18 protein-coding genes are annotated in these 21,094 nt (G+C 70.9%); 11 read left to right on the plus strand and 7 right to left on the minus strand.

The genetic code is table 11. From position 1 onward, the window contains the following. Positions 1-37 precede the first annotated feature (37 nt). Entirely contained in the window at positions 38-1,228 is a 1,191-nt protein-coding gene (locus tag AC0HI0_RS17970; protein WP_480933526.1) for an MFS transporter, read from the plus strand. A 47-nt stretch (positions 1,229-1,275) separates the two neighbouring features. Here AC0HI0_RS17970 and AC0HI0_RS17975 read toward each other — a convergent pair whose 3' ends face one another. Next, entirely contained in the window at positions 1,276-2,169 is an 894-nt protein-coding gene (locus AC0HI0_RS17975; RefSeq protein ID WP_480933527.1) for a TIGR03619 family F420-dependent LLM class oxidoreductase, read from the minus strand. A gap of 533 nt (positions 2,170-2,702) precedes the next feature. Here AC0HI0_RS17975 and AC0HI0_RS17980 point away from each other — a divergent pair. Genes AC0HI0_RS17980 through AC0HI0_RS17990 form a run of 3 tightly spaced genes read left to right on the plus strand, consistent with a single transcriptional unit; the run spans position 2,703 to position 9,450 of the window. Beyond that, positions 2,703-5,810 carry an efflux RND transporter permease subunit gene (locus AC0HI0_RS17980; RefSeq protein ID WP_480933528.1) on the plus strand — a complete coding sequence of 1,036 codons (3,108 nt, stop codon included), beginning with the start codon at positions 2,703-2,705 and terminating at the stop codon, positions 5,808-5,810. Continuing rightward, complete coding sequence (locus tag AC0HI0_RS17985) at positions 5,803-6,243, plus strand: hypothetical protein (protein ID WP_480933529.1); 441 nt, start codon at positions 5,803-5,805, stop codon at positions 6,241-6,243. The genes AC0HI0_RS17980 and AC0HI0_RS17985 overlap by 8 nt, the downstream gene beginning before the upstream one ends. A gap of 39 nt (positions 6,244-6,282) precedes the next feature. Next, positions 6,283-9,450, plus strand: a complete 3,168-nt coding sequence (locus tag AC0HI0_RS17990; RefSeq protein ID WP_480933530.1) for an efflux RND transporter permease subunit — start codon at positions 6,283-6,285, stop codon at positions 9,448-9,450. A gap of 56 nt (positions 9,451-9,506) precedes the next feature. Here the strand turns inward: AC0HI0_RS17990 and AC0HI0_RS17995 are convergent, their stop codons facing one another. From AC0HI0_RS17995 to AC0HI0_RS18005, 3 genes are read right to left on the minus strand one after another with little or no spacing between them, the layout of a single operon-like run. Continuing rightward, positions 9,507-10,019, minus strand: coding sequence for a hypothetical protein (locus AC0HI0_RS17995; RefSeq protein ID WP_480933531.1), 513 nt, complete (start codon positions 10,017-10,019; stop codon positions 9,507-9,509). Beyond that, entirely contained in the window at positions 10,016-10,825 is an 810-nt protein-coding gene (locus tag AC0HI0_RS18000; protein ID WP_480933532.1) for an ABC transporter permease, read from the minus strand. Before AC0HI0_RS18000 ends, AC0HI0_RS17995 begins: the two co-directional genes overlap by 4 nt. Then, on the minus strand, positions 10,822-11,688 hold the full coding sequence (locus AC0HI0_RS18005) for an ABC transporter ATP-binding protein (protein ID WP_480933533.1): 867 nt from the start codon (positions 11,686-11,688) through the stop codon (positions 10,822-10,824). Before AC0HI0_RS18005 ends, AC0HI0_RS18000 begins: the two co-directional genes overlap by 4 nt. A 576-nt stretch (positions 11,689-12,264) precedes the next feature. On the opposite strand from AC0HI0_RS18005, the gene AC0HI0_RS18010 reads away from it, so the two are divergent. The 3 genes from AC0HI0_RS18010 to AC0HI0_RS18020 are packed head-to-tail and all read left to right on the plus strand — an operon-like array spanning position 12,265 to position 15,752. Further along, positions 12,265-13,743, plus strand: a complete 1,479-nt coding sequence (locus AC0HI0_RS18010; RefSeq protein WP_480933534.1) for a BTAD domain-containing putative transcriptional regulator — start codon at positions 12,265-12,267, stop codon at positions 13,741-13,743. Further along, positions 13,740-14,429: a response regulator transcription factor gene (locus AC0HI0_RS18015; protein ID WP_480933535.1), complete on the plus strand. Its 690-nt coding sequence runs from the start codon at positions 13,740-13,742 to the stop codon at positions 14,427-14,429. Before AC0HI0_RS18010 ends, AC0HI0_RS18015 begins: the two co-directional genes overlap by 4 nt. Before the next feature lie 42 nt (positions 14,430-14,471). Then, positions 14,472-15,752 carry a sensor histidine kinase gene (locus AC0HI0_RS18020; RefSeq protein ID WP_480934320.1) on the plus strand — a complete coding sequence of 427 codons (1,281 nt, stop codon included), beginning with the start codon at positions 14,472-14,474 and terminating at the stop codon, positions 15,750-15,752. 65 nt (positions 15,753-15,817) lie between these two features. Here the strand turns inward: AC0HI0_RS18020 and AC0HI0_RS18025 are convergent, their stop codons facing one another. Then, positions 15,818-15,994 carry a phosphatase PAP2 family protein gene (locus tag AC0HI0_RS18025; RefSeq protein ID WP_480933536.1) on the minus strand — a complete coding sequence of 59 codons (177 nt, stop codon included), beginning with the start codon at positions 15,992-15,994 and terminating at the stop codon, positions 15,818-15,820. A gap of 91 nt (positions 15,995-16,085) precedes the next feature. Next, complete coding sequence (locus AC0HI0_RS18030) at positions 16,086-16,415, minus strand: Kazal-type serine protease inhibitor family protein (protein WP_480933537.1); 330 nt, start codon at positions 16,413-16,415, stop codon at positions 16,086-16,088. A gap of 673 nt (positions 16,416-17,088) precedes the next feature. On the opposite strand from AC0HI0_RS18030, the gene AC0HI0_RS18035 reads away from it, so the two are divergent. The 4 genes from AC0HI0_RS18035 (at position 17,089) to AC0HI0_RS18050 (ending at position 20,573) form a co-directional block, all read left to right on the plus strand. Continuing rightward, on the plus strand, positions 17,089-17,403 hold the full coding sequence (locus AC0HI0_RS18035; RefSeq protein ID WP_480933538.1) for a hypothetical protein: 315 nt from the start codon (positions 17,089-17,091) through the stop codon (positions 17,401-17,403). Between the two features lie 515 nt (positions 17,404-17,918). Further along, positions 17,919-18,431 (plus strand): hypothetical protein, encoded by a 513-nt coding sequence (locus AC0HI0_RS18040; RefSeq protein WP_480933539.1) that lies wholly within the window; start codon positions 17,919-17,921, stop codon positions 18,429-18,431. A 70-nt stretch (positions 18,432-18,501) separates the two neighbouring features. After that, positions 18,502-19,347, plus strand: a complete 846-nt coding sequence (locus AC0HI0_RS18045) for a DUF4097 family beta strand repeat-containing protein (RefSeq protein ID WP_480933540.1) — start codon at positions 18,502-18,504, stop codon at positions 19,345-19,347. 290 nt (positions 19,348-19,637) lie between these two features. Next, positions 19,638-20,573, plus strand: a complete 936-nt coding sequence (locus AC0HI0_RS18050; RefSeq protein WP_480933541.1) for a cytochrome P450 family protein — start codon at positions 19,638-19,640, stop codon at positions 20,571-20,573. Positions 20,574-20,732: 159 nt separating this feature from the next. Here the strand turns inward: AC0HI0_RS18050 and AC0HI0_RS18055 are convergent, their stop codons facing one another. Then, on the minus strand, positions 20,733-21,044 hold the full coding sequence (locus AC0HI0_RS18055) for an EthD family reductase (RefSeq protein WP_480933542.1): 312 nt from the start codon (positions 21,042-21,044) through the stop codon (positions 20,733-20,735). Positions 21,045-21,094 lie beyond the last annotated feature (50 nt).

Consider the following 21,094-nt stretch of genomic DNA (forward strand, 5'->3'; position numbering starts at 1 on the left):
CCGACATGCACATTTCGACCACCTCTGCGAGGACGCCATGCCCCTTCCCCTGTTCGCGCTGATGCTGTGCGTGTTCAGCGTCGGCACCGCCGAGTATGTGATCAGCGGCATCCTGCCCGAACTCGCCTCCGATCTGGGCGTTTCGCTCAGCAGCGCGGGCCTGCTGATCACCGCGTACGCACTCGCCGTGGTCATCGGCGGCCCGGTGCTGACGGTGCTGACGACCCGCATCCGGCGCAGGCCGCTCATGCTCGGCCTCATGGCACTGTTCATCGTCGGCAACCTGCTGGCCGCAGTCGCGCCGAACTACGAAGTCCTCATGGCCGCGCGCGTACTCAGTGCGCTCACCCACTCCACGTTCTTCGCCGTGTCGATCGTCGTGGCCAGCGTGCTGGCGGCACCGGGCCGGCAGGCGTCGGCGCTGGCGAAGGTCGCGCTCGGCCTGAACCTGGCCACGGTGCTCGGCGTGCCGCTGGGCACGATCGTCGGCCAGCAGTACGGCTGGCGGGCCACGTTCCTCGCCGTGGCCGCGGTGAGCGCCGTCGCCACGGTCTTGGTGCTGCTCGCGGTGAAGGTGCCACCGATCGAATCCGCCGGTTCGGCGCGCAGCGAACTCAAGGTATTCGGCAACCGGGACGTGCAGCTCGCGATCCTGATGACCGCGCTGAGTCAGGCCGGGGTGTTCGTCGTCTTCACCTTCATCGCGCCGCTGCTCACCGACGTCACCGGATACACCGCGACCGCGGTGACCGTGTTGCTGCTGGTTTTCGGCGTCGGCTCGGCGGTCGGCAACCTGATCGGCGGCAAGCTGGCCGACCGGGCGTTGCTGCCGTCACTGGTATGGATGTTGGTCGCGCTGGTCGGCGTACTCGCACTGTTCTACTTCACGGCCGGCAACAAGGCACTCGCGGCCATCACGCTGTTTCTGTTCGGCGCGGCGGCATTCGCGATCATCCCGGGCTTGCAGGCCCGCATCCTCGGCGCGGCGACGGGCGCTCCGACGCTCGCGATCGCGGTGAACATCTCGGCATTCCAGATCGCCAACGCCACCGGCGCGTACCTGGGGGGCCAGGTCCTCGACCTGGGCTGGTCCGTGCGCTCCACCACCCTGGTCGGCTCGGCGGTCACCGTCACGGGCCTGGCGATGGCGGTCTACACGCTGATGCGAGAGCGCAGGCCACGCCCACGCACGTCGGAGGAGGGCACGGTCGTCGCGGAGAACGCCTGATCCCTGCGGGCGCGGATCCGGGCGGCCGGTGCCCGCAGGGTCCAGGCTCAGCGGACCGCGCCCGTCCGGGGATCGACGACGTCGGCGCTCAACGCCGCCAACAGGTCGAGTTCCTCGGCGACCGGACGCCGCCGCCGTTGGTCCCCGGTGTCGGTGTCCACGATGACGTGCGCGACGCCGAGGTCGGCCAATGCGTGGAAGTCCGAGCGCACCTGCTCGACCGTGCCCTGACCCGGAAATCTGGTGTGCTCCGGCAACGGCCGCTCGGTGAGGTCGAGCGCGATGCGAGGCGCGAGGTCCGGAACCGGCCGGTCGAACTCGGCGGCCAGGTTCGCCAGGACACCGCGGACCTGTGCCAGCGCCGGGATTCGCAGCCACAACGGGTGCCAGGCATCACCGAACCGCAGTGCGCGGCGCAGCGCCGCCGGGCTGTTACCGCCCACCCAGATCGGCGGCCGCTTCTCCGGGCGGGGCCCGGTGTGCACGCGGTGCCCGTCCAACTCCACCACGTCGGCGCTCCAAAGCTCCTCCAACGCCGCGAGCAATTCATCGGTGAGCTTCCCCCGCCGGTGGAACGGCACACCGAGCGCCTCGAACGCGAGCCGCGTCCACCCGACACCGACGCCGAGCACGAGCCGCCCGCCACTGAGTCGGTCGAGTGTCGCAGCCGTACGCGCGAGCAACAGCGGGTGCCTGTGCGGCGCGATGACCACTCCGGTGCCCAGGTGCAACGACGTCGTCTGGCCGGCCAACCAGGCGAGCGTGGCGAATGCTTCGTAGAACGGTGCGGGCGAGCGCTGGTGTGCGTCGTCGGTGAGCGCGACGTGGTCGGAGACGAGCAGAGTGTGGAACCCCAACTCTTCAGCTGTCCTTGCCCACCGCAGCAACACCTCCGGTGTCGTTGCCGGGCCGAAGTTGGGGAGGTTTACACCGAGCTTCACCGAAAGGGCTCCTTCAGGGCACGGACGACTCGCGGTTGGTCGAGCAATGCTTGCTTAAGCATGAGAGTAGCAATGAACCTGCCCTAATCGCATCGTGCATAACTTGTACGTACAATTACCTTGTCGACCGCAAGACAAGGCGAGAAGACACGCCCGGCTAGACAGCCGGCCCTGGAATCGACCGATCGAAGATCTGAGGGACAAGTGGTCGAGGTGGGAACGTGACCCCCTGTGGTGCTCGCCGCGACGCCGTCTCGCGCCGCGATCGCCAGGTACGCCGGAGGGCGGGGTGTACGTACGCCCCCGTGTTTCCGGCCGTTCGGTGGCGAAGAGGTCCCCACGGCCAGTGGCGGCGGTGATGTACTGGGTGGCACGCGTGGCCTGTCTCCTTTCGCCGGATGGGCGCGGAGTCCGGGCGGTCGGGTGACGGGGTGGCGGCCGTTCGGCGGGGTGGTGGTCATTTCCGGGTCGTATGAGCGGGCCACGAGGTCGCTATGACCGGACTGTGAGGATCGCCGTCCATCGTTTCGCGCATGATGCGATGGATCGTCGGGTCAAGCCAGAAGTACCGCCGCCTGGTCTTGGCGGTCGCGGTCGCCCTGCTCGTGTTCGGCTTCGTGCAGCTGCGCGACACGTCGGTCGACGCGCTGCCCGAGTTCGGGCCGGTCCGGGTCGACGTCCAGGTGGAGGCGCTCGGGTTGTCGGCCGAGGAGGTCGAGAACCTGATCACCAACCCCATCGAGAACGAGTTCTTCAACGGCATACCCTGGCTCGCCAAGCTCGAATCGCGGACCATCCCCGGGCTCACGTCGATGGAGATGACGTTCGAGCCCGGCACCGACCCGATCCGCGCCCGCCAGGTGGTGCAGGAGCGCCTGACCATGGCTCCGGCGCTGCCGCAGGCGTCGTCCAAGCCGCCGCTGGTGGTGCAGCCGCTGTCCAGCACCGGCCGGCTGATGATGATCGGGCTGTCGAGCAAGGACAAGTCGCTGATCGACATGTCGCTGCTCTCCCGGTGGACGATCGTGCCGCGCCTGCTCAGCGTGCCGGGCGTCGCGAACGTCGCCGTGTGGGGCTTCCGCGACCGGCAGTTGCAGGTGCAGGTCGACCCGTCCAAGCTGGCGCTCAACGCCGTCACGCTGGACCAGGTGCTGCGCACGTCGGCGAACGCCCTGTGGGTGTCGCCGCTGACCTTCGTGGAAGCGTCCACACCGGGTCTGGGCGGTTTCGTCGACACCGCCAACCAGCGCATCGAGATCCAGCACAACCAGCCGATCAAGTCGGCGGCCCAGCTCGGCGAGGTGACCGTGCAGGGTGCCGAGGAGCGGGGGTTGAAGCTCGCCGACGTGGCCACGATCGCCGAGGACCACCAGATCCTCATCGGTGACGCCGTGGTCGAGGACGAGCCGAGTCTGATGCTGGTGGTGGAGCGCTTCCCGGGCACCAGCGTCTCGGACGTCACCGCGCGGGTCGAGGGCGCGTTGAACGAGCTGCGGCCCGGGTTGGGTGGGATCCGCGTCGACACCACGGTGTACCGGCCGGCGACGTTCGTCGAGCGGATGACCGCGAACCTGACCCTGTCGCTGGTGCTGGGTGGCGTCCTGTTGCTGCTCCTGCTCGGCGCGTTCCTGTTCAGCTGGCGTTCGGCGTTGGTCAGCCTGGTGTCGATCGCGGCCTCGGTCGCCGTGACGGTGCTGGTGCTGTCGTGGTTCGGCGTGCCGCTGAACCTGATGACGTTGGCGGGGCTGGTGATGGCGCTCGCGGTCGTGGTCGACGACGCCGTCGTCGGGGTCGACAACGTGCGCCGGCGGTTGCGGGACCGGGGTGGGAGCGGTGTTTCCGACGTCATCGGCGGCGCGCTGCTGGAGGTGCGCGGGCCGCTGTTCGTGGCGGCGGTGATCTCCGCGGTGTCGGTCGCGCCGATCTTCGTGCTCGACGGTGTGCGGGGCGCGTTCCTCACGCCGGTCGCGGTCGGGTTCCTGGTCGCGACGTCGGTGTCGTTCATCGTCGCGCTGGTTCTCGCGCCTGTCCTCACGACCGTGCTGCTGTCGGGCGAGTCGTTGCGGCACAGGCCGTCGCCGGTCGCCGAGTGGCTGGAACGCGGCTATGCCTCGGTTCTGGCCCGGCTGTTGCGTGGTCGCGTCTGGGGATTCGCGGTGGTGGGGGTGCTGCTGGTCGTCGGGGTGGCGCTGCTGCCGCTGCTCGGCGGGCGGCCCTTGGCCCCGACGTTGCAGGAACGCGACCTGCTCATAGCGGTGGAGGCACCGCCGGGCACGTCACGGCCGGAGATGAACCGGATCAGCGCCGCGCTGACGCGTGAGCTGCGCCGGACGGAGGGCGTGCGGAACGTCGGCGCGCACTCGGGGCGGGCGCTGGCCTCCGACCAGGTCGTCAACATCAACTCCGGCGAGGTGTGGCTGAGCATGGCTCCCGAGGCCGACTACGCCAGGACGCTCGACGCCGTGCGCGGGGTGGTCGCCGGTTACCCAGGGCTGCGCACCGACGTGCTCACCTATTCCGACAAGCGGGTCCGCGAGGTCGTCACGCGCGGCAGCACGTCGGACTTGGTGGTCCGGGTCTACGGCAACGACTACGGGGTGCTCAACAGCAAGGCCGAGGAGGTGCAGGGCATCCTGCGCGGGATCAGCGGTGTCGCCTCCCCGCGCGTGAACAACACCCAGGTCGCGCCGACGATGGAGATCGAGGTGTCGGTGGCGAAGGCGGCGCGGTACGGGCTCAAACCCGGTGACGTGCGGCGGGCGTCCGCGACGCTGGTCGCCGCGACGGTGGCGGGCAACCTGTTCGAGGAGCAGAAGGTGTTCGAGGTCGTGGTGTGGGGCGCGCCGCAACTGCGGCAGGACCCGACCAGCGTGAAGAACCTGCTCATCGACGCCCCGACCGGCGGTCCGGACGGTGGTGCGACCCAGGTCAGGCTCAGCGACGTCGCCGATGTCCGGATCACCTCGAAGCCCGCGATGATCTGGCACGACCAGGTGTCCCGCAGCCTCGACGTGGTGGCCGACGTGAGCGGTCGGGGGCTGGACGAGGTGACCGCCGAGGTCAAGCAGAAGGTCGCGGGCGTCACCTTCCCCCGGGAGCACCACTTGGAGGTGCTCGGGGAGAGCAAGGCGCAGGCGTCCGCGGACTTCCAGGTCTGGACCTACGTGGTGGGCGGCGCGATCCTCGTCTTCTTCCTCTGCCAAGCGGGTCTGCGCAGCTGGCGGTTGGCGTCGCTGGCATACCTGCTGCTGCCGGCGTCGTTGACGGGCGGTGTGCTGGTCGCGGTCCTGCTGGGCGACCGGGTGTCGGTCGTCGCGCTGCTGGGGCTGCTCGCGGTGCTCGCCGTCGCCGTGCGCGGCAGCCTGCTGCAGGTCCGGCACCTCCAGGAGTCGGCCGCGCACGATCCGGACGGGGTCCTGCTCGGCGCGCGGCAGCGGTTCGCGCCGGCCGTGGCGGGGCTGTCGGGGGCCGGCCTGGCGCTCGTGCCGCCGGCGTTCTTCGGCGTCGTGTCCGGGCTGGAGGTCGCCATGCCGCTCGCCCTGATCGTCCTGGGCGGCCTGGCCACCACCGCGCTGGTGAACCTGTTCCTGCTGCCCGGTCTGTACTTGCGGTTCACGGCGAAGGAGAAGGCGGATGCCTAGCAGGCGATGGATCGCGGCGGCGCTGGTGGCGCTGGCCCTGGGACCGGCGGGATGCGCGGCCACGCCGAGCGCCGACAACCGGCCCGTGGAGCCACCCGCGAAGGTGGAACCGATCTCGGGCAAGGAGGTCAAGCGCGTGACGTTGACCGAGCGGGCACACCAGCGGGTCGGCGTGGAGACCGTGGCGATCACGGCGGGCGGGTCGGGGCTGGTGGTGCCCTACGCGGCCGTGATCTACAGCGCGGACGGCGGCACGTGGGTGTTCGTCGAGACCGGGTCGCGCAGCTACGCGCGGGAGAAGGTCGTGGTCGAGAACGTGGGCGGGGACAAGGGGACCGAGGCGTACCTGTCGTCCGGGCCGCCGGCCGGGACCAAGGTCGTGCGGACGGGCGTGGTCGAGCTGTACGGGGCCGAGCTAGGGGTCGGGAAGTAGTCCGTGAACGTCCACTCTGGACGATAGGAGTTTCGCGCCATGATGCGCTGGATCGTGCGGACCAGCTTGAAACTCCGCTTCCTCGTGGTGGTCGGGGCGTCGATGCTGATGTTCTTCGGCGTGCTGCAACTGCAGTCCACGCCCGTCGACGCCTTCCCCGAGTTCGCGCCGCCGAGGGTGGAGATCCAGACGATCTGCATCGGGCTGTCGGCCCGTGACGTGGAAGAACTCGTGTCGGTGCCGATGGAGCAGGGCCTCAACGGTGTCGAGGGGTTGACCGCCATGCGGTCGAAATCGGTCTCGCAGCTGTCGTCCATCGTGATGATCTTCAACCCGGGCACGGACCTGATGAAGGCGAGGCTGTTGATCCAGGAGCGCCTCAACGCCATCACGCCGCGCCTGCCGAGGTGGGCCAACCCGCCCTTCATGATCCAGCCGCTGTCCTCGACCAGCCGGGTGATGAAGATCGGGATCTCGCAGGACGACAAGTCCGACGCGGCCCACGTCGACATGGCGATGCAGGCGTACTGGACGATCCGGCCGCGGCTGATGCGGATCCCCGGCGTGGCCAACGCCGCCATCTGGGGCGACCGCTGGCACGTCAAGCAGGCGCTGGTCGACCCGGACCTGATGAAGCGGCACAACGTCACCATGCAGCAGGTGCTCGACTCCGCGGGCAACGCGGTGGACGTCGGGCAGCTGAAGTTCAAGGGCGGCTTCGAGGTCGGGACCGGCGGGTACGTCGACACCGCCAACAACCGGTTCCCGGTGCAGCACCAACTCCCCCGGCTCAACGGCCAGCAGCTCGCCGAGATCCCGATCGAGACCCCGCCCGGCGCGCCCGAGGTCTACCTCAAGGACGTGGCGGAGATCAGGGACGACGTGATGCCGCCGTCGTTGCTCACCGGCGACGCGGTCATCAACGACGGCCTCGGCATCATGATGATCATCGAGAAGCTGCCGTGGGGCAACACGTTGGAGGTCACGCACGGGGTCGAGCAGGCGCTCGCGGAGTTCGCGCCGGGGATGCGGGGGTTGCGGGTCGACACCGAGATCTTCCGGCCGGCCACGTTCATCGAGCAGTCCGTGGACAACCTCGGGCGCGCGATGTTGTTCGGGTTCGGCCTGGTCGTGCTGATCCTGATCTTCTTCCTGTTCGAGTGGCGGGTAGCGCTGATCAGCGCGATCACCATCCCGCTGTCGCTGGTGGCCGCCGGGCTCGTGCTGGACGCGACCGGCGCGACGATCAACGTGATGATCCTGGCCGGCCTGGTCATCGCGCTCGGCGTGCTGGTGGACGACGCCATCATCGACATCGAGAACATCGTCCGGCGAATACGGCAGCACAGACGGGAGGGCAGCGACAAGTCCACCGCGAGGATCGTGCTGGAGGCGTCGCTGGAGGTGCGCGGCCCGATCGTGCACGCCACGATGATCATCCTGGTGTCGATCGTGCCGGTGTTCATGCTCGGCGGCCTGACCGGGTCGTTCTTCCGGCCGCTGGCGTTCGCCTACGGCCTGTCGATCCTGGCCTCGCTGGTGGTGGCGCTGACCGTGATCCCCGCGCTGGCGCTCATGCTGCTGGCCAAGGCCCCGGTCGAACGGCACCACTCGCCGCTGGTGACGTGGCTGCAGCGCGGCTACACGGCGCTGCTGGCCAGGATCATCCCCCGACCGGGGGTCGCGTACTCGACCGTGGCCGTGGTGGTGGTGGCCGGGATCGTGACGCTCCCGTTGTTGGGCAACAACCTGCTGCCCGCGTTCAAGGAGCGGGACTTCCTGATGCACTGGGTGGCCCAGCCCGGGACGTCCCGGGAGGAGATGGTGCGCATCACCCAGCAGGTCAGCAAGGAACTGCGCGCGATACCCGGTGTCCGCAACTTCGGGGCGCACATCGGGCAGGGCACGCTCGCCGACGAGGTCGTCGGCATGAACTTCACCGAGAACTGGATCAGCATCTCCCCCGACGTGGACTACGACACCACCGTCGCGGCCGTCCAGCAGGTGGTCAACGGCTACCCCGGCCTCCAGCGCGACGTGCAGACCTACCTCAAGGAGCGCACCAAGGAGGTGTTGACCGGCGGCAGCGACGCGATCATCGTCCGCATCTACGGCGACGACCTGGAGGTGTTGCGGGAGAAGGCGAACGCGGTCAAGGAGAGCATCGTCGGGGTCGACGGGATCAAGGAAGCCCACGTCACGCTCCAGACCAACGTGCCGCAGGTGCACGTGGAGGTGGACCTCCAGAAGGCGTCGCGGTACGGCATCACACCGGGCGAGGTGCGGCGCACGGCGGCGGCGTTCATCTCCAGCGAGGAAGCCGGTGACATCTGGCGCAACGGCAAGAACACCGAGGTGCACGTGTGGAGCCACCCGAAGGCCCGGTACAGCGTCGAGGGCGTGCGGGCGCTGCTGATCGACGCCGCGGACGGCAGCAAGGTGCCGATCGGCGACCTCGCCGAGGTCAAGGTGGTCCCGTCACCGAACCAGATCCTGCGGGAGAACGGGTCGCGCCGCATCGACGTGGGCGCGAACGTGCAGGACGGCGCCGCGCTGGCCACCGTGGCGCAGGAGGTGGAGAAGCGGATGGCGCAGGTCCGGTACCCGGCCGGGTTCCACGCCGAACTGATCGGCGAGTACAAGGAGGCGCGGACGGCCCAGGACCGGTTGCTGCTGTTCTCCGGGGTCGCGGTGCTGGGCATCCTGTTCCTGCTCGCGACGGCCTTCAACAGTTGGCGGCTCGCGCTGCTGGTGCTGTTGACGTTGCCGATGGCGCTGGTCGGCGGCGTGCTGGGCGCACTGCTGACGGGCGGGATCCTCTCGCTCGGCTCCCTGGTCGGGTTCTTCACGGTGCTGGGCATCGCGGCGCGCAACGGCATCCTGATGATCAACCACTTCCAGCACCTGGAACGGGAGGAGGGGCAGCCCTTCGGCGAGGAGTTGGTGCTGCGCGGCGCGCTGGAACGCCTCGCCCCGATCCTGATGACCTCGCTGGCCGCCGGTCTCGCGCTGGTCCCGCTGGCCGTCGCGGGCGACCTGCCGGGCCACGAGATCGAGCACCCGATGGCGATCGTCATCATCGGCGGTCTGTTCACCTCGACGCTGCTGAACCTGTTCGTGACGCCGTCGCTCTACCTCAAGTTCGGCGGGCCGCGCCGGCGACGGCGACAGGCGGAACGGCCTGAACCCGAGCCCGCACCCGCGTAGCGCGTGAAGGCGGTCCCGTCGCCCCGGGGCCGCCTTCACGTTGTCGCGCGGGGCGTTCAGGCCGTGATGCGCAGCCGGCGGCGGACGAGGAGCACGACCACCCCGAGCACGACCGGGATCACCAACGCCACCGGCAACGCGCCGCCCGGGTCGAGGGTCTGGCGGCCGGTGATCTCGACGTGGATCGGCGGGCTCACGGCGAGCGGGCCCGATCCGTCGGGCAGCACCACGGCGTACACGTCGAACGTGCCGGCGTTGACGGCCTGGATGTCCCACGACACGGTCGTGCTCTCCCCCGGCCCCAACGGGTCCACCGACCGGGTCGGCCCGGCCGTCCAGTCCTCCAGGTCGACGTAGACGTCGTTCATCGACGCGACGTTGAGGTGCGCCACGAGTTTCCCGGTACTGTCGGCACTCTTGTTGGTCACCGTCGACCGGATGTTGATGTACGAACCGACGGGCTTCTCCACGCGCGCTCCGTCGACCGCCACCTCCACCGTCGCCGCCGCGACGCCGGGCACCCACAGGGCCAGGACCACCGCCGCGGCCAACGCGCCCACGCGCCTCATGCGGGTCCACCTCCTCCACTGAGCCGGACGATCCGGGGCCCCGCCACGGCCAGCGCGACGACCGCGCCGACCGCCGTGACCAGGGGCGAGATCAGGTACCCGAGGTCCTGCGTCCACGTGTGTCCCTTGAGCACCACCAGTTGCAGGTAGTGCATGCCCGCGGTCAGCGGGTTGACGCGCGTGAGCACCTCGCCGACCGCGCTGGTCGGCATCGCGGGCAGCTGGGTGGGTGCGAACAGGGCGAGCACCAGGAACAGCGACGCTCCGAGGCTGACCTTGTTCGCGCTCGACACCGCGCTGATCAACAGACCGATCGCGGCCATGGCGAACGCGAGCAACGTGCCCACGAGCATCCCGAGCAGGATCGCGCCGGCGGCGGCACCGACACCGTGGCCGAGGACCCCCAGGTAGGGCAGGCTGACCAGGAAGGTCCCGCCCCACAACGACATCGCCGCGGCCAGCTTGCCCTGCACGATCGCGCCGCGCGAGACCGGCGACAGCAGCAGGCTCTCGAACGTGCCGCGCTCGCGCTCCCCGCTGATCGCGTCGGCCGCGACGACCATGGTGATCAGCACACCGACCGCGACCGAGACCTGGAGCGTCAGGTTGACGGCTTCCCGCTGTTCGAGGAAGTTCAGGATCTGGTTGGTCGCGGCCAGGTAGGTCACGGCGCTGAGCAGCACGCTGTAGGCGAACAGCAGCACGGGTCCCCGGCCGCCGAACCACAGGTCACGGCTCTCCTGGCCGGCGATGACCCACCAGCCGGGCCGAGCCGGGCCCGCGTCCGGTTCGACGATCGTGGTCACGGCTGACCACCACCGGTGATCGTGAGGAACGCGTCGTTCAGGCGCACTCCCCCGACCTCGAAGGACAACACGGGCACGCCGGCGTCCAGCACGGCGGACAACGCCTCGTTCACACCCCCGGCGGCTTCGAAGACGACGGTGTTCGCGCGGTCGTCGGGGAGCAGCGCGACGCCGGGCACCGCCGCGAGCACCTCCCCGGCGCGCTCCACCTGGTCCGGCGGCACCCTGAGGTGGCCGACCCGGCGACCGGTGCCCGCCTCGGTCACGCCGGCGACGGTGTCGTGGACGACCACCTTGCCCTTGTCCAGGATCAGGACGGTCGAGCAGATCTCTTCGACTTCGGGGAGGGTGTGGGTGGACAACACCACCGTCGTGCCCCGACCCGACGCGATCGCCGCCACCAACCCCAGGATCTCCCGCTGCCCCGCCGGGTCCAACCCCGACGTCGGCTCGTCCAGGAACACCACCACCGGATCGTTCACCAACGCCCGCGCGATCCCCAACCGCTGCCGCATCCCCCTGCTGTACGACCCGATCCGCGACCCGCCCCGACCCGACAACCCCACCTGCTCCACCAACCCCGCCGCCACCCGCGCCGCCCGCCCACGCGACCGGCCGAACAACCGCGCGTGATACGCCAGGTACTCCACCCCCGTCTGGTGCGCCGGATACCCCGCGCTCTCCGGCAACACCCCGATCCGCGCCCGCACCTCCGCCGCCCTGCTCCCCGGCACCCCCGCCACCGAGAACTCCCCGCCCGAGGGCACCAACACCGTCGACAACAACCGGATCGTCGTCGTCTTCCCCGCACCGTTGGGCCCCAACAACCCGATCACCTCACCCACCCGCGCCGTGAAACTCACCGACTCCACCGCCGAACGCCCCCCGAACCACTTCGACAACCCACGAGCCTCAAGAGTCACACCCGACATGGCATCACCTCCACGATAGGAGCAATGCCCCGAGTGGATCGCACCCGGATTAGAGAACGATAAGAACACAAAATAGTCCGATTCATTGAGACGCTCATCCCGGCCGGGCCCGCGGAACGGCCGTTCGGTGGAGTTCCCGCCTCCTTCCAGCCGCTGCACGGGTGCCCGACGAAGTCGATATTCGGAGGTCCGAACCATCGCCGTCGACGCGCCGTCGGATCGGCGAAAACAGCACCGGCAGCGCACCGGGCACCGGATCACCGCCGGTCACGGCAATCCGCCGTCGGGTGGAGAGCACCTCGACGGCCGGGCGAACCGACTGCCGGTGAACGGGATCCGACGCCCGGACGACGACCCGCACCGCGCGAATACCGGCTGAGCCCTTTTCCCCGCCGGGTCCGTGTGCACACAATTGGGGCACATTCCAGCGGCGACACCCGGGCCACCGGAACAAAACTCCCGGTCCGGGAGATGACTGGAGCGAGAACCCTCTGGGAGGGGACCGCCGTGGAGTTCCGACTACTGGGTGCCGTGGAGGCCTGGTGCCACGAACAGCAACTCGACCTCGGGCCGCGCAAGCAGCGCTTCGTGTTCGCGGTGCTGGCCCTCAACGCGAATCAACTGGTCCCCGTGGACCGGTTGGTCGACCTGACCTGGCCGGCGCGGCCACCGCGCACCGCGTACCACGGGATCCACGTCATGGTCTCGCGCCTGCGACGCGCGATCGCGTCGGCCAGGACCGGGCTCGCCGACGTCGAGATCCTGACCCGGGGCTCGGCGTACGTGTTGAAGCTCGATCCCCTGTCGATCGACGTCCACCGGTTCCGGGCCCGCGTGGCCGACGCCCGGCGCAAGACCGACGACGAGGCGCGCGTGCACCTGCTGCGGCGGGCCCTCGCGCTGTGGCACGGTCCGCCGCTGGCCGACGTGGCGACCTCGGACGTGGCCACCAGGCTCTGCCAAGGTCTGGAGGACGCCCGGCTGAGCGCGCTTGAGGAGTGCCTCGACGCCGAACTGCGGCTGGGCAGGCACACCGCGGTCGTCGACGAGCTGGCCGACCTCGCGGCGCGGCACCCGTACCGGCAGGGGCTGCACGCGCAGTTGATGCTCGCGCTCTACCGGTGCGGCCGGGTGACCGACGCGCTGGAGACCTACCGCGCCGCCCGGAGCCGGCTGGCCGACGAGCAGGCGCTGGAACCCGAATCGCGGCTGAGCACCCTGCAGCGCGCCATCCTGCGCGCGGACCCGGCGCTCGACGCCCCCCGCGCACGGGAACCGGTGCGGATCCTGGCACCGCGACGGACCTCGCCGCCCGCCCGCACCGCGGACGTCGTCGTCGAGGCTCGTGGGTTGTCGAAGTGGTTCGGGGGGCGTTCGGCGGTGGAGTCGGTGAGTTTCACGGCGCGGGTGGGTGAGGTGATCGGGTTGTTGGGGCCCAACGGTGCGGGGAAGACGACGACGATCCGGTTGTTGTCGACGGTGTTGGTGCCCTCGGGCGGGGAGTTCTCGGTGGCGGGGGTGCCGGGGAGCAGGGCGGCGGAGGTGCGGGCGCGGATCGGGGTGTTGCCGGAGAGCGCGGGGTATCCGGCGCACCAGACGGGGGTGGAGTACCTGGCGTATCACGCGCGGTTGTTCGGCCGGTCGCGTGGGCGGGCGGCGCGGGTGGCGGCGGGGTTGGTGGAGCAGGTGGGGTTGTCGGGTCGGGGCGGGTCGCGGATCGGGTCGTACAGCAGGGGGATGCGGCAGCGGTTGGGGATCGCGCGGGCGTTGGTGAACGATCCGGTGGTGGTGTTCCTGGACGAGCCGACGTCGGGGTTGGACCCGGCGGGGCAGCGGGAGATCCTGGGGTTGGTGGCGGCGATCGCGTCGGGTCGGGGCACGACGGTGGTGTTGTCCACCCACACCCTCCCCGAAGTCGAAGAGATCTGCACCGGGGTGCTGGTGATGGAGCGGGGCCGGGTCGTCGCCGACCGGGTGCTGACGTGAAGCGGCACGGGCGGGTGCTGGTGGTGGAGGACGAGAAGTCCTTCGCGGACGCGCTCGCCGCCGGTCTGCGCACGGACGGGTTCGAGGTCGAGACGGCCGAGGACGGTCTGCTCGGCCTCGACGCGGTCCTGTCCCGGCCGTTCGACGTGGTGGTGCTCGACCTGATGCTGCCGGGCCTGGCCGGGCTCGACGTGTGCGCGCGGCTGCGCCGGGCCGGCGTCGAGGTGCCGGTGCTGGTGCTCACCGCGCGCGACGGGGAGCTGGACCAGTTGCGGGCGCTGCGGATCGGTGCGGACGACTACCTCACCAAGCCGTTCTCCTACCGGGTGCTGCTGGCTCGCCTGCACGTCCTGCTGCGCCGGTCCGGGCCGCGCCGGTCGGACGTGCTGGCGGCGGGCGACCTCGTGCTGGACCGGGTGGCCCGGCGCTGCCGCCGGGCCGACACCACCATCGAGCTGACCCCGCGCGAGTTCGCGCTGCTCGAACTGCTGATGTCGCGGCCGGGCCAGGTCGTGTCGAAGCGGTTCGCGATCGACGAGGTGTGGGACCCGGCGCTCCCGGTCCAGTCGAACGTGCTGGAGGTCTACATCGCGTACCTGCGCCGCAAGGTCGACCTGCCGTTCGGCCGGCACGCCATCGGCACCGTGCGCGGGTGCGGGTACCGCCTGGACCCCGGGGGCGGCTGAGTGCGCCGCCGCGGTGGGTGGGGTGTCCAGCTGCGGTTGACCGTGCTCGCGGTGCTGGTCGTGGGCCTGGGTCTGGTCCTGGGCGGTGTCGCCGTGGCGGTGCTGGTGCGCGAGGACCTGACCGGCGACGCCGAGGAGCAGGCCCTCTCCCGCGCCGAGTCGGCCGTGCCGCTGTTCGAGACCGGTCTGCCCGCCGTGCTGCCCGACCTGGTGCAGGTGGTCGACCGGGACGGGGCGGTGCCGGCGTCGAGCGAGGGGCTCGGCGGAACCCGGCTGCTCGCCCTGTGGCCGGACGCCGACGTGGTCACCGGCACGTCGCGGCTGCCGGACGGCGAGCGCTGCACCGTCGCCGGGGTGCGCGGCACGCTGGCGGGCCGTCCCGTCGCGGTGTACGCCGCGGCGTCGCTGGACCACGTCGAGGACGGTGTGACCGCCACCGTCCACGCCATGGCCGTGGTCGTGCCGCTGCTGATGGTCGCGGTGACCCTGGTGTCGTGGCTGCTGGTCGGCCGCGCCCTGCGGCCGATCGAGGCGATCCGCAGGCAGGTCTCGGAGATCACCGGGAGCCGGCTCGACCGGCGGGTGCCCGAGCCGCCGACCGACGACGAGGTGGGCCGGCTCGCCCGCACGATGAACGCGATGCTGGCCCGGATGCAGGGCGACCACGACCGCCGGCAGCGCTTCGCCGCGGACGCCGCGCACGAGCTGCGCAGCCCGCTGGCGGCGATCCTGGCGCAGTTGGAGATCGGCCTCACCCACCCGGACCGCACCGACTGGGTGCGGGTGGCGCAGGACCTGCACCGCGAGGGCGCGCGGCTGTCCGGGCTCACCGACGAACTGCTCGAACTGGCCCGGTCCGACGACGCCCCGGCCCCGACCGGCCGGGTGGACCTCGACGAGGTCGTGCTCGCCGAGATCGAGGCCGTCCGCTCGCGCGGCACCGTCGAGGTGCACCTGTCGCCGTTCTCGGCGGTCCGCCTGCACGGCGACCCCGGAGGGTTGCGGCGCGTCGTCCGCAACCTGGTGGACAACGCCGAACGGCACGCCCGGAGCACCGTCACCATCGGGTTGTGGCGGGGCGAGGACGGGTTCTGCGAACTGGTCGTCTCCGACGACGGCCCGGGGGTGCCGAGAGCCGATCACGACCGGGTGTTCGACCGGTTCTTCCGGGTCCAGCCCGCCCGCGCCCGCAAGGACGGCGGCGCGGGGCTCGGCCTGGCGATCGTCCGCGACGTCGTCGAGCGCCACGGCGGCACGGTGCGGCTCGCCGACTCCCCGACCGGGGCGTCGTTCCACGTCCGGCTGCCCGTCGGGACGCTCTAGCCCGTGGCGGACCTCGTCCTCGGCGGGGACACCGGGAGTCCTCCCATGCCGGCCGCGTGGTGCGGTCACCTGCCGATCCGCACCGGCTCATCGGGTCGCGGCAGCTTGAGTCCTTTGTGGATGGCCGACCTCAGCGCGATCCGGGTGGCTCCGAGGGCGTAGCCCGCGAGCACGTCGGAGACGTAGTGCACCGACAGCGCCATCCGTGAAAGGCCGAAGTGGACCGCAGGCCCGGCAACCACATCACGCGGCCTCGGCGACTACCTCACCAAGACCCGCTTGGCCGCCGGGTCGTCGATCACCGACACGGGCGTGGAAGGTCATGAACCGCCGTCAGTCGCCCCGGCACTTGCCCCGGTGGATGACGACGAACCGGGTGTTGTTGCGGCAGTTGTACTGCCGGACTTCGCACTCGTTGGCGAACGTCCTCGTCCGCCCGGTGACGCTGTCGTGGGCGCAGACCGGGTCGGACACCGCCGGGCACAGGGGGCAGTTCGGCGCGGCAGGGGATGCCGCGACGACCACGGTCCGGGAATTGCCACCGGACACGGGCACCGAGGCCGACGCCGTGGGCGCGACCGACAGCACCGCGAACGCCGCCAGCGGCACCGCGAGCCACCGCCACCCGAGACCGCCTCGGACCGGATTCCCGTTGCCGTTCATACCTGCCTCCCGATCGGACACCGACGGCCCCGCACCGCCGTGCCAAGCCGAGGACAACACCACCGACACCTCCGGCGCGCTCCGGGCAATCCGATCGACGGAACCCGACCACCCGACAGGGCGGGTGAACCCCAATACCCGGCGACGTTCCGCCAGCGGGCGGGAACGACGTGCGGAGCTGATCGTCGCGGTCGGTACCGGCCCCACCGCACAGGCCGATGGACGTGTGCCCGCCGGCCCGAACCGGCTCTCCGCGGCGAGGTCAGGGTGATCGGTCAGCCTGGCCGCCAGGTCGACGTCTGGTGTCGGGGTGCCGCTTAACCGCCCAATCACCCCGGCCACGCCCCCTGGGTCCGGTTGACCGACAAGACCACCAACACCACCCGGCCCGGCTGCCCGCCTACTCGACCGGAAAACGGCGACGGACCGCACGACCTGTAGGCGATCGGCTCCGGTCGTCCGCACCGGGCCGGGGTGGGGCCGCCGGGCGAGGTCGGCCACAACGGCGGGAGGTCCGCAGCGAGTGCGGCAAGCACGGTGTTGCGCCACAGCCACGGTGTCTCGGCCCGCGAGCGTGTGGGCGGGCATCACCCCGACGATCCGCAGTAACGCGGTGCGCGGGGCGCACGCCCCCCTCCAGCATGAGACCCCACCCCACCCTCGGAGGCCGACCGTGTTGTCCGCTCTGCGCGTAGTCCTCGTCGTCGCCGCCGGCCTGCTGGCCGTCGTCGGCGTGATCGGACTGTTCACGGACGTCTCCAACAAGACCAACCCGACCATCACCCGCTCGGTCAGCTGCGGCAGCGTGCTCTCCCCGCTCGACCACGGCACCGGCGGGTTGGGCATCGTGTGCGAAGACGCGATCACGGCCCGCCGCGCCGGGGTGTTCGGCGCGCTGCTGCTCGGCGGCATCAGCGTCGGGGTCGTACTCGCCAACCGGTCACGCTCGACCGACACGACCGGCGACGCCACCCCGCCGGCCGCCTGACGACCCCGGGCATGGTCGGGTGGCCGGGCGTGCGGCGATCGCAGCCAACGTACTGATCATCGTCTGATGGGCGCGGTGCGGTCCGCACCCGGCGCACCTGGGCACCGAACGCGTGGCGCACGCCGATCTCGGGACCCACTCCAGCACCGCGACCAGGCCGGTGTCGGCGATGCCGACGCTCCCGACCGCCTTGGTCGGTTCCGGGTTGTCGAGGCGCGCCGCCACCGTGGCTCACCTGCCAACCTGCCGGGCAGCGCCGATGGGGGTCTTCCGCACGAGGCGTCACGTGCGGATCTCGGGGTCGACGACGTCGTAGCGCTCGTAGAGCTGGGACGTGCGCGCAGTTCGACTGGTCCAGCTCGATCCCCGCAGCAGCCGGCAGGCGTCGGGTCGTGGTGGTTGCCTGCGATCCCGTGGGGCTCGACGCCCGAGGCTGGCTCACACCTGAGCCAGATTGAGCCAAACTGAGCCGCCAGACCTTGATAGTGGCGTCATGGTGTGCCAAAGTAGGTGTCGTGGACCTGACGCCGTATGTGGACTCCCTTGGCCGTGAGCTGCTCGGGGTGGTCGATGCCGGGAGTTCCGAGCCGGCCGCGCACGTCGAGCGGTTGGCCGCGGGGATGGCGTCGGCGATCCGGCTCGCGCTGTTCGAGGTGCTGTCGGCCGCCGCCAACGAGATCACCCAGGAACTCGCGCCCGGCTCGGTCGAGCTGCGGCTGCGCGGTCGCAACCCGGAGTTCGTGGTCACGGCCCCGCCCGCGCCACCGGCGGGCGAGGACACGGCCGAGCGTGGCGCGGGCCCCGCCGCCGACGTCAACCTCGACGACGGCCCGTCGGTGCGGATCAACGTCCGGCTCCCGGAGCAGTTGAAGTCCGCGATCGAGGAGGCCGCCGGCCGCGAGGGTCGCTCGGTCAACGCCTGGCTCGTCGGGGTGGCTACGTCCGCTCTGCGCGGGGCGGATCGCAAGCCCTCCGCCGACCCGTTCGGCCTGGGCATCTCGCAGAACTTCACGGGCTGGGTCCGATGACCCGGCCGGATCACCCCTCACCCCGCTGACCTGCCGGGGTGTTCTTCCCGCCCATTCCGAGGGGACAGCCATGCCCAGTTTCGCCACGCCCGGCCCGATCTCGGCCACGATCGAACTCTCGGTCGGCAACATCGCGATCGTCGCGAGCGACCGGGCCGACACCGTCGTCGACGTCCGGCCCAGCGACCCGGACAACAAGTCCGACGTCGAGACCGCCGCCGCCACCCGCATCGACCACGTCGACGGTGTGCTCACGGTGCGCGGACCGAAGTCGCGGACGATCAGCTTCTCCCGCAAGACCAGGTCCGTCGACGTGGTCGTCGAACTGCCCACCGGCTCGCGGGTGCACGTCGACACGGCGGTCGGGGAGACCCGCGGCACCGGCGTGCTGGGCGAGTGCCGCGTCAAGAACTCCGTCGGCCAGGTCAACCTCCACCGAACCGGCCCGCTGCGCGTCGAATCGGGCGCCGGGGACGTGACCGTCGAGGCCGCGGGCGACGGCACCGAGATCTCCATCGGCAGCGGCCAGGTCCGCGTCGGCACGATCGGCGGCACCGCCGTCGTCAAGAACGCCAACGGCGACATCGACCTCGGCGAGGTCGAGGGAAGGCTGCGGGTGCGGTCGGCCGTCGGCGCCATCACCATCGGCCGGGCGGGCACCGACGTGGAGGCCACATCCGCCAACGGCAGCATCCGCGTCGGTGCGATCGCGCGTGGCCGGATCGACCTGAACTCGTCGATGGGCGGGATCGAGATCGGCATCGCCGAGGGCACCGCCGCCTGGCTCGACCTGAAGACCGGGTTCGGGCAGGTGCGGAACTCGCTGCACACCGGCGACGGCCCGGAGGAGTCCCAGAACCGGGCCGAGGTCCGCGCCAACACCACCTTCGGCGACATCTCCGTCCGCCGCGCTTGAGCGCTCGACGGGCGACCGGGCCGCGCCGAGGAGTTTCGACGATCGTGCCGAGCGGCGGGTGGTGCGGGGTGGACCACACGACCGTCGAGCAGCAGTGCCCGGACGACGTCGACCCCGACCAGTACGTTCCCCGCCGCCCTCCGGCACGCCCCCGGCCTCTCCGGCCCGACCCGCGTGGACGGCTCCCGACATCTCCATGAACAGCGGCCCGGCGCGGATCCTGGCCACGCCCCGCCGCCCCGGGCATCCGGAACACTCATCCTGAACACCACCGCTCTCATGGAGGGCCGATGCGCAAGATCGACACGTCCGAGCTGCTCATCAGTCGGTTGACCGTCCGGCGGGTGAGCCTGCTCGCCAAACGCCTGGAAGCGGTCTCCGCCGAGTGCCTCGACACCATGGCGGCGCAAGGCCCGCCGGTGGACCTGGTGGCCGCGTTCGTGCACCCGATCCCGGCGGTGATGCTCTGCGAGCTGCTCGGCGTGCGCCGCCCCGACCGCGCGACCTTCACACGACACGCCCGGACGATGTCGGCACCGGACAGCGCCCCGGAGGACGTGGGTGCCGCCTACGCCGCCTTGCAGCGGTACGTGCGCGAACTGGTACCGGCCAAGCGCGCCAACCCCACCGACGACGTGCTCAGCGAACTCACCGACACCGACCTGTGCGACGACGACGTCGGCGGCCTGGGCACGTTCCTGCTCGCCGCGGGTCTCGACTCGACCGCCAACCAGATCGCGCTCGGCACGTACCACCTGCTGTCGCGCCCGGACCAGCTCGCCGCTCTGCGCGCCGATCCCGGCCTGGTCGACCAGGCGGTGGAGAAGCAGTTGCGGCACTTGGCGATCACCCACAGCACCGGCCGGGCGGCGACCGTGGACGTCGAGTCCGGCGGGCGGCTGGTCCGGGAAGACAAGACCATGACCGTCGTCCTGCGGGCGGTCGACGGGAGCGCGGCGCGGTATCCCGATGTCGACCCGCTCGACCTGGACGGGTCCGCCACGTTCGGGCAAGGCGTCCACCAGCGCCTCGGCCAACGGCTGGCCCACATCGCGCTGCGGGCGGCCCTCCCCGCGCTGCTGACCAGGTTTCCCACGCTGCGGCTGGCGATCCCCGCCGAGGAGTCCCTGATCTGCCGCGGCCGCCACCTCTCCGGCGTGCGCCGACTCCAGGTGACCTGGGATCAAGATCTCCACGACGACCAGGTGACCGCAGCACACTTGTAGGCGCCGCAGTGGTCTTGGCCGTGGCGGCGACGGTCGCGGCCTGCCGCACCTGAACCCCGTCGACGACATCGGTAGGCAGGTGCGGGTCGATGTCCGCGTACTGCTGCGGCAGCCGCAGCAGTACGCCGCGATGATGATGGCGGACCGGACGGGTGACCGCTACCCCACCACCGACCCCGCCGAGCCCTGCAACAGGGCGACTCCGGCCGCGGCGAAGTTGCTCAGATCGGCCGTGGCCGCCTTGCCCTCCGGCGCACCCAGGCCGGCGATGGCGGTTGCCTCGTCGGCGAACTCCAACACGGCGACGAGGTGGTACGGCGAGCCGCCGCCGTAGCCGGGAGTGGGGCGGGAGACGGTGTAGCGCCGCAACCCGGGGATGGCGGCGACGAGCGGGGTGTGGACCTCGTCGTGGTACTTGTCGAAGGCCCCGACGTCGGTCGGGTGGTTGAAGAGCACCGTGATCTGGAACATGGTCGGTCTGCACCGCGCTTTCTGGTCGGCCCACGAGGTGGGCGGTGGAT

It is taken from the genome of Saccharothrix sp. NBAS 001 (assembly GCF_056640475.1).

Coding starts and splice junctions, on each gene's coding strand:
- AC0HI0_RS18045 (WP_480933540.1), top strand. CDS start 18,502: ATGCCCAGTTTCGCCACGCCCGGCCCGATCTCGGCCACGATCGAACTC.
- AC0HI0_RS17985 (WP_480933529.1), top strand. CDS start 5,803: ATGCCTAGCAGGCGATGGATCGCGGCGGCGCTGGTGGCGCTGGCCCTG.
- AC0HI0_RS17980 (WP_480933528.1), top strand. CDS start 2,703: ATGATGCGATGGATCGTCGGGTCAAGCCAGAAGTACCGCCGCCTGGTC.
- AC0HI0_RS18055 (WP_480933542.1), bottom strand. CDS start 21,044: ATGTTCCAGATCACGGTGCTCTTCAACCACCCGACCGACGTCGGGGCC.
- AC0HI0_RS17990 (WP_480933530.1), top strand. CDS start 6,283: ATGATGCGCTGGATCGTGCGGACCAGCTTGAAACTCCGCTTCCTCGTG.
- AC0HI0_RS18050 (WP_480933541.1), top strand. CDS start 19,638: ATGCGCAAGATCGACACGTCCGAGCTGCTCATCAGTCGGTTGACCGTC.
- AC0HI0_RS17970 (WP_480933526.1), top strand. CDS start 38: ATGCCCCTTCCCCTGTTCGCGCTGATGCTGTGCGTGTTCAGCGTCGGC.
- AC0HI0_RS18030 (WP_480933537.1), bottom strand. CDS start 16,415: ATGAACGGCAACGGGAATCCGGTCCGAGGCGGTCTCGGGTGGCGGTGG.
- AC0HI0_RS17995 (WP_480933531.1), bottom strand. CDS start 10,019: ATGAGGCGCGTGGGCGCGTTGGCCGCGGCGGTGGTCCTGGCCCTGTGG.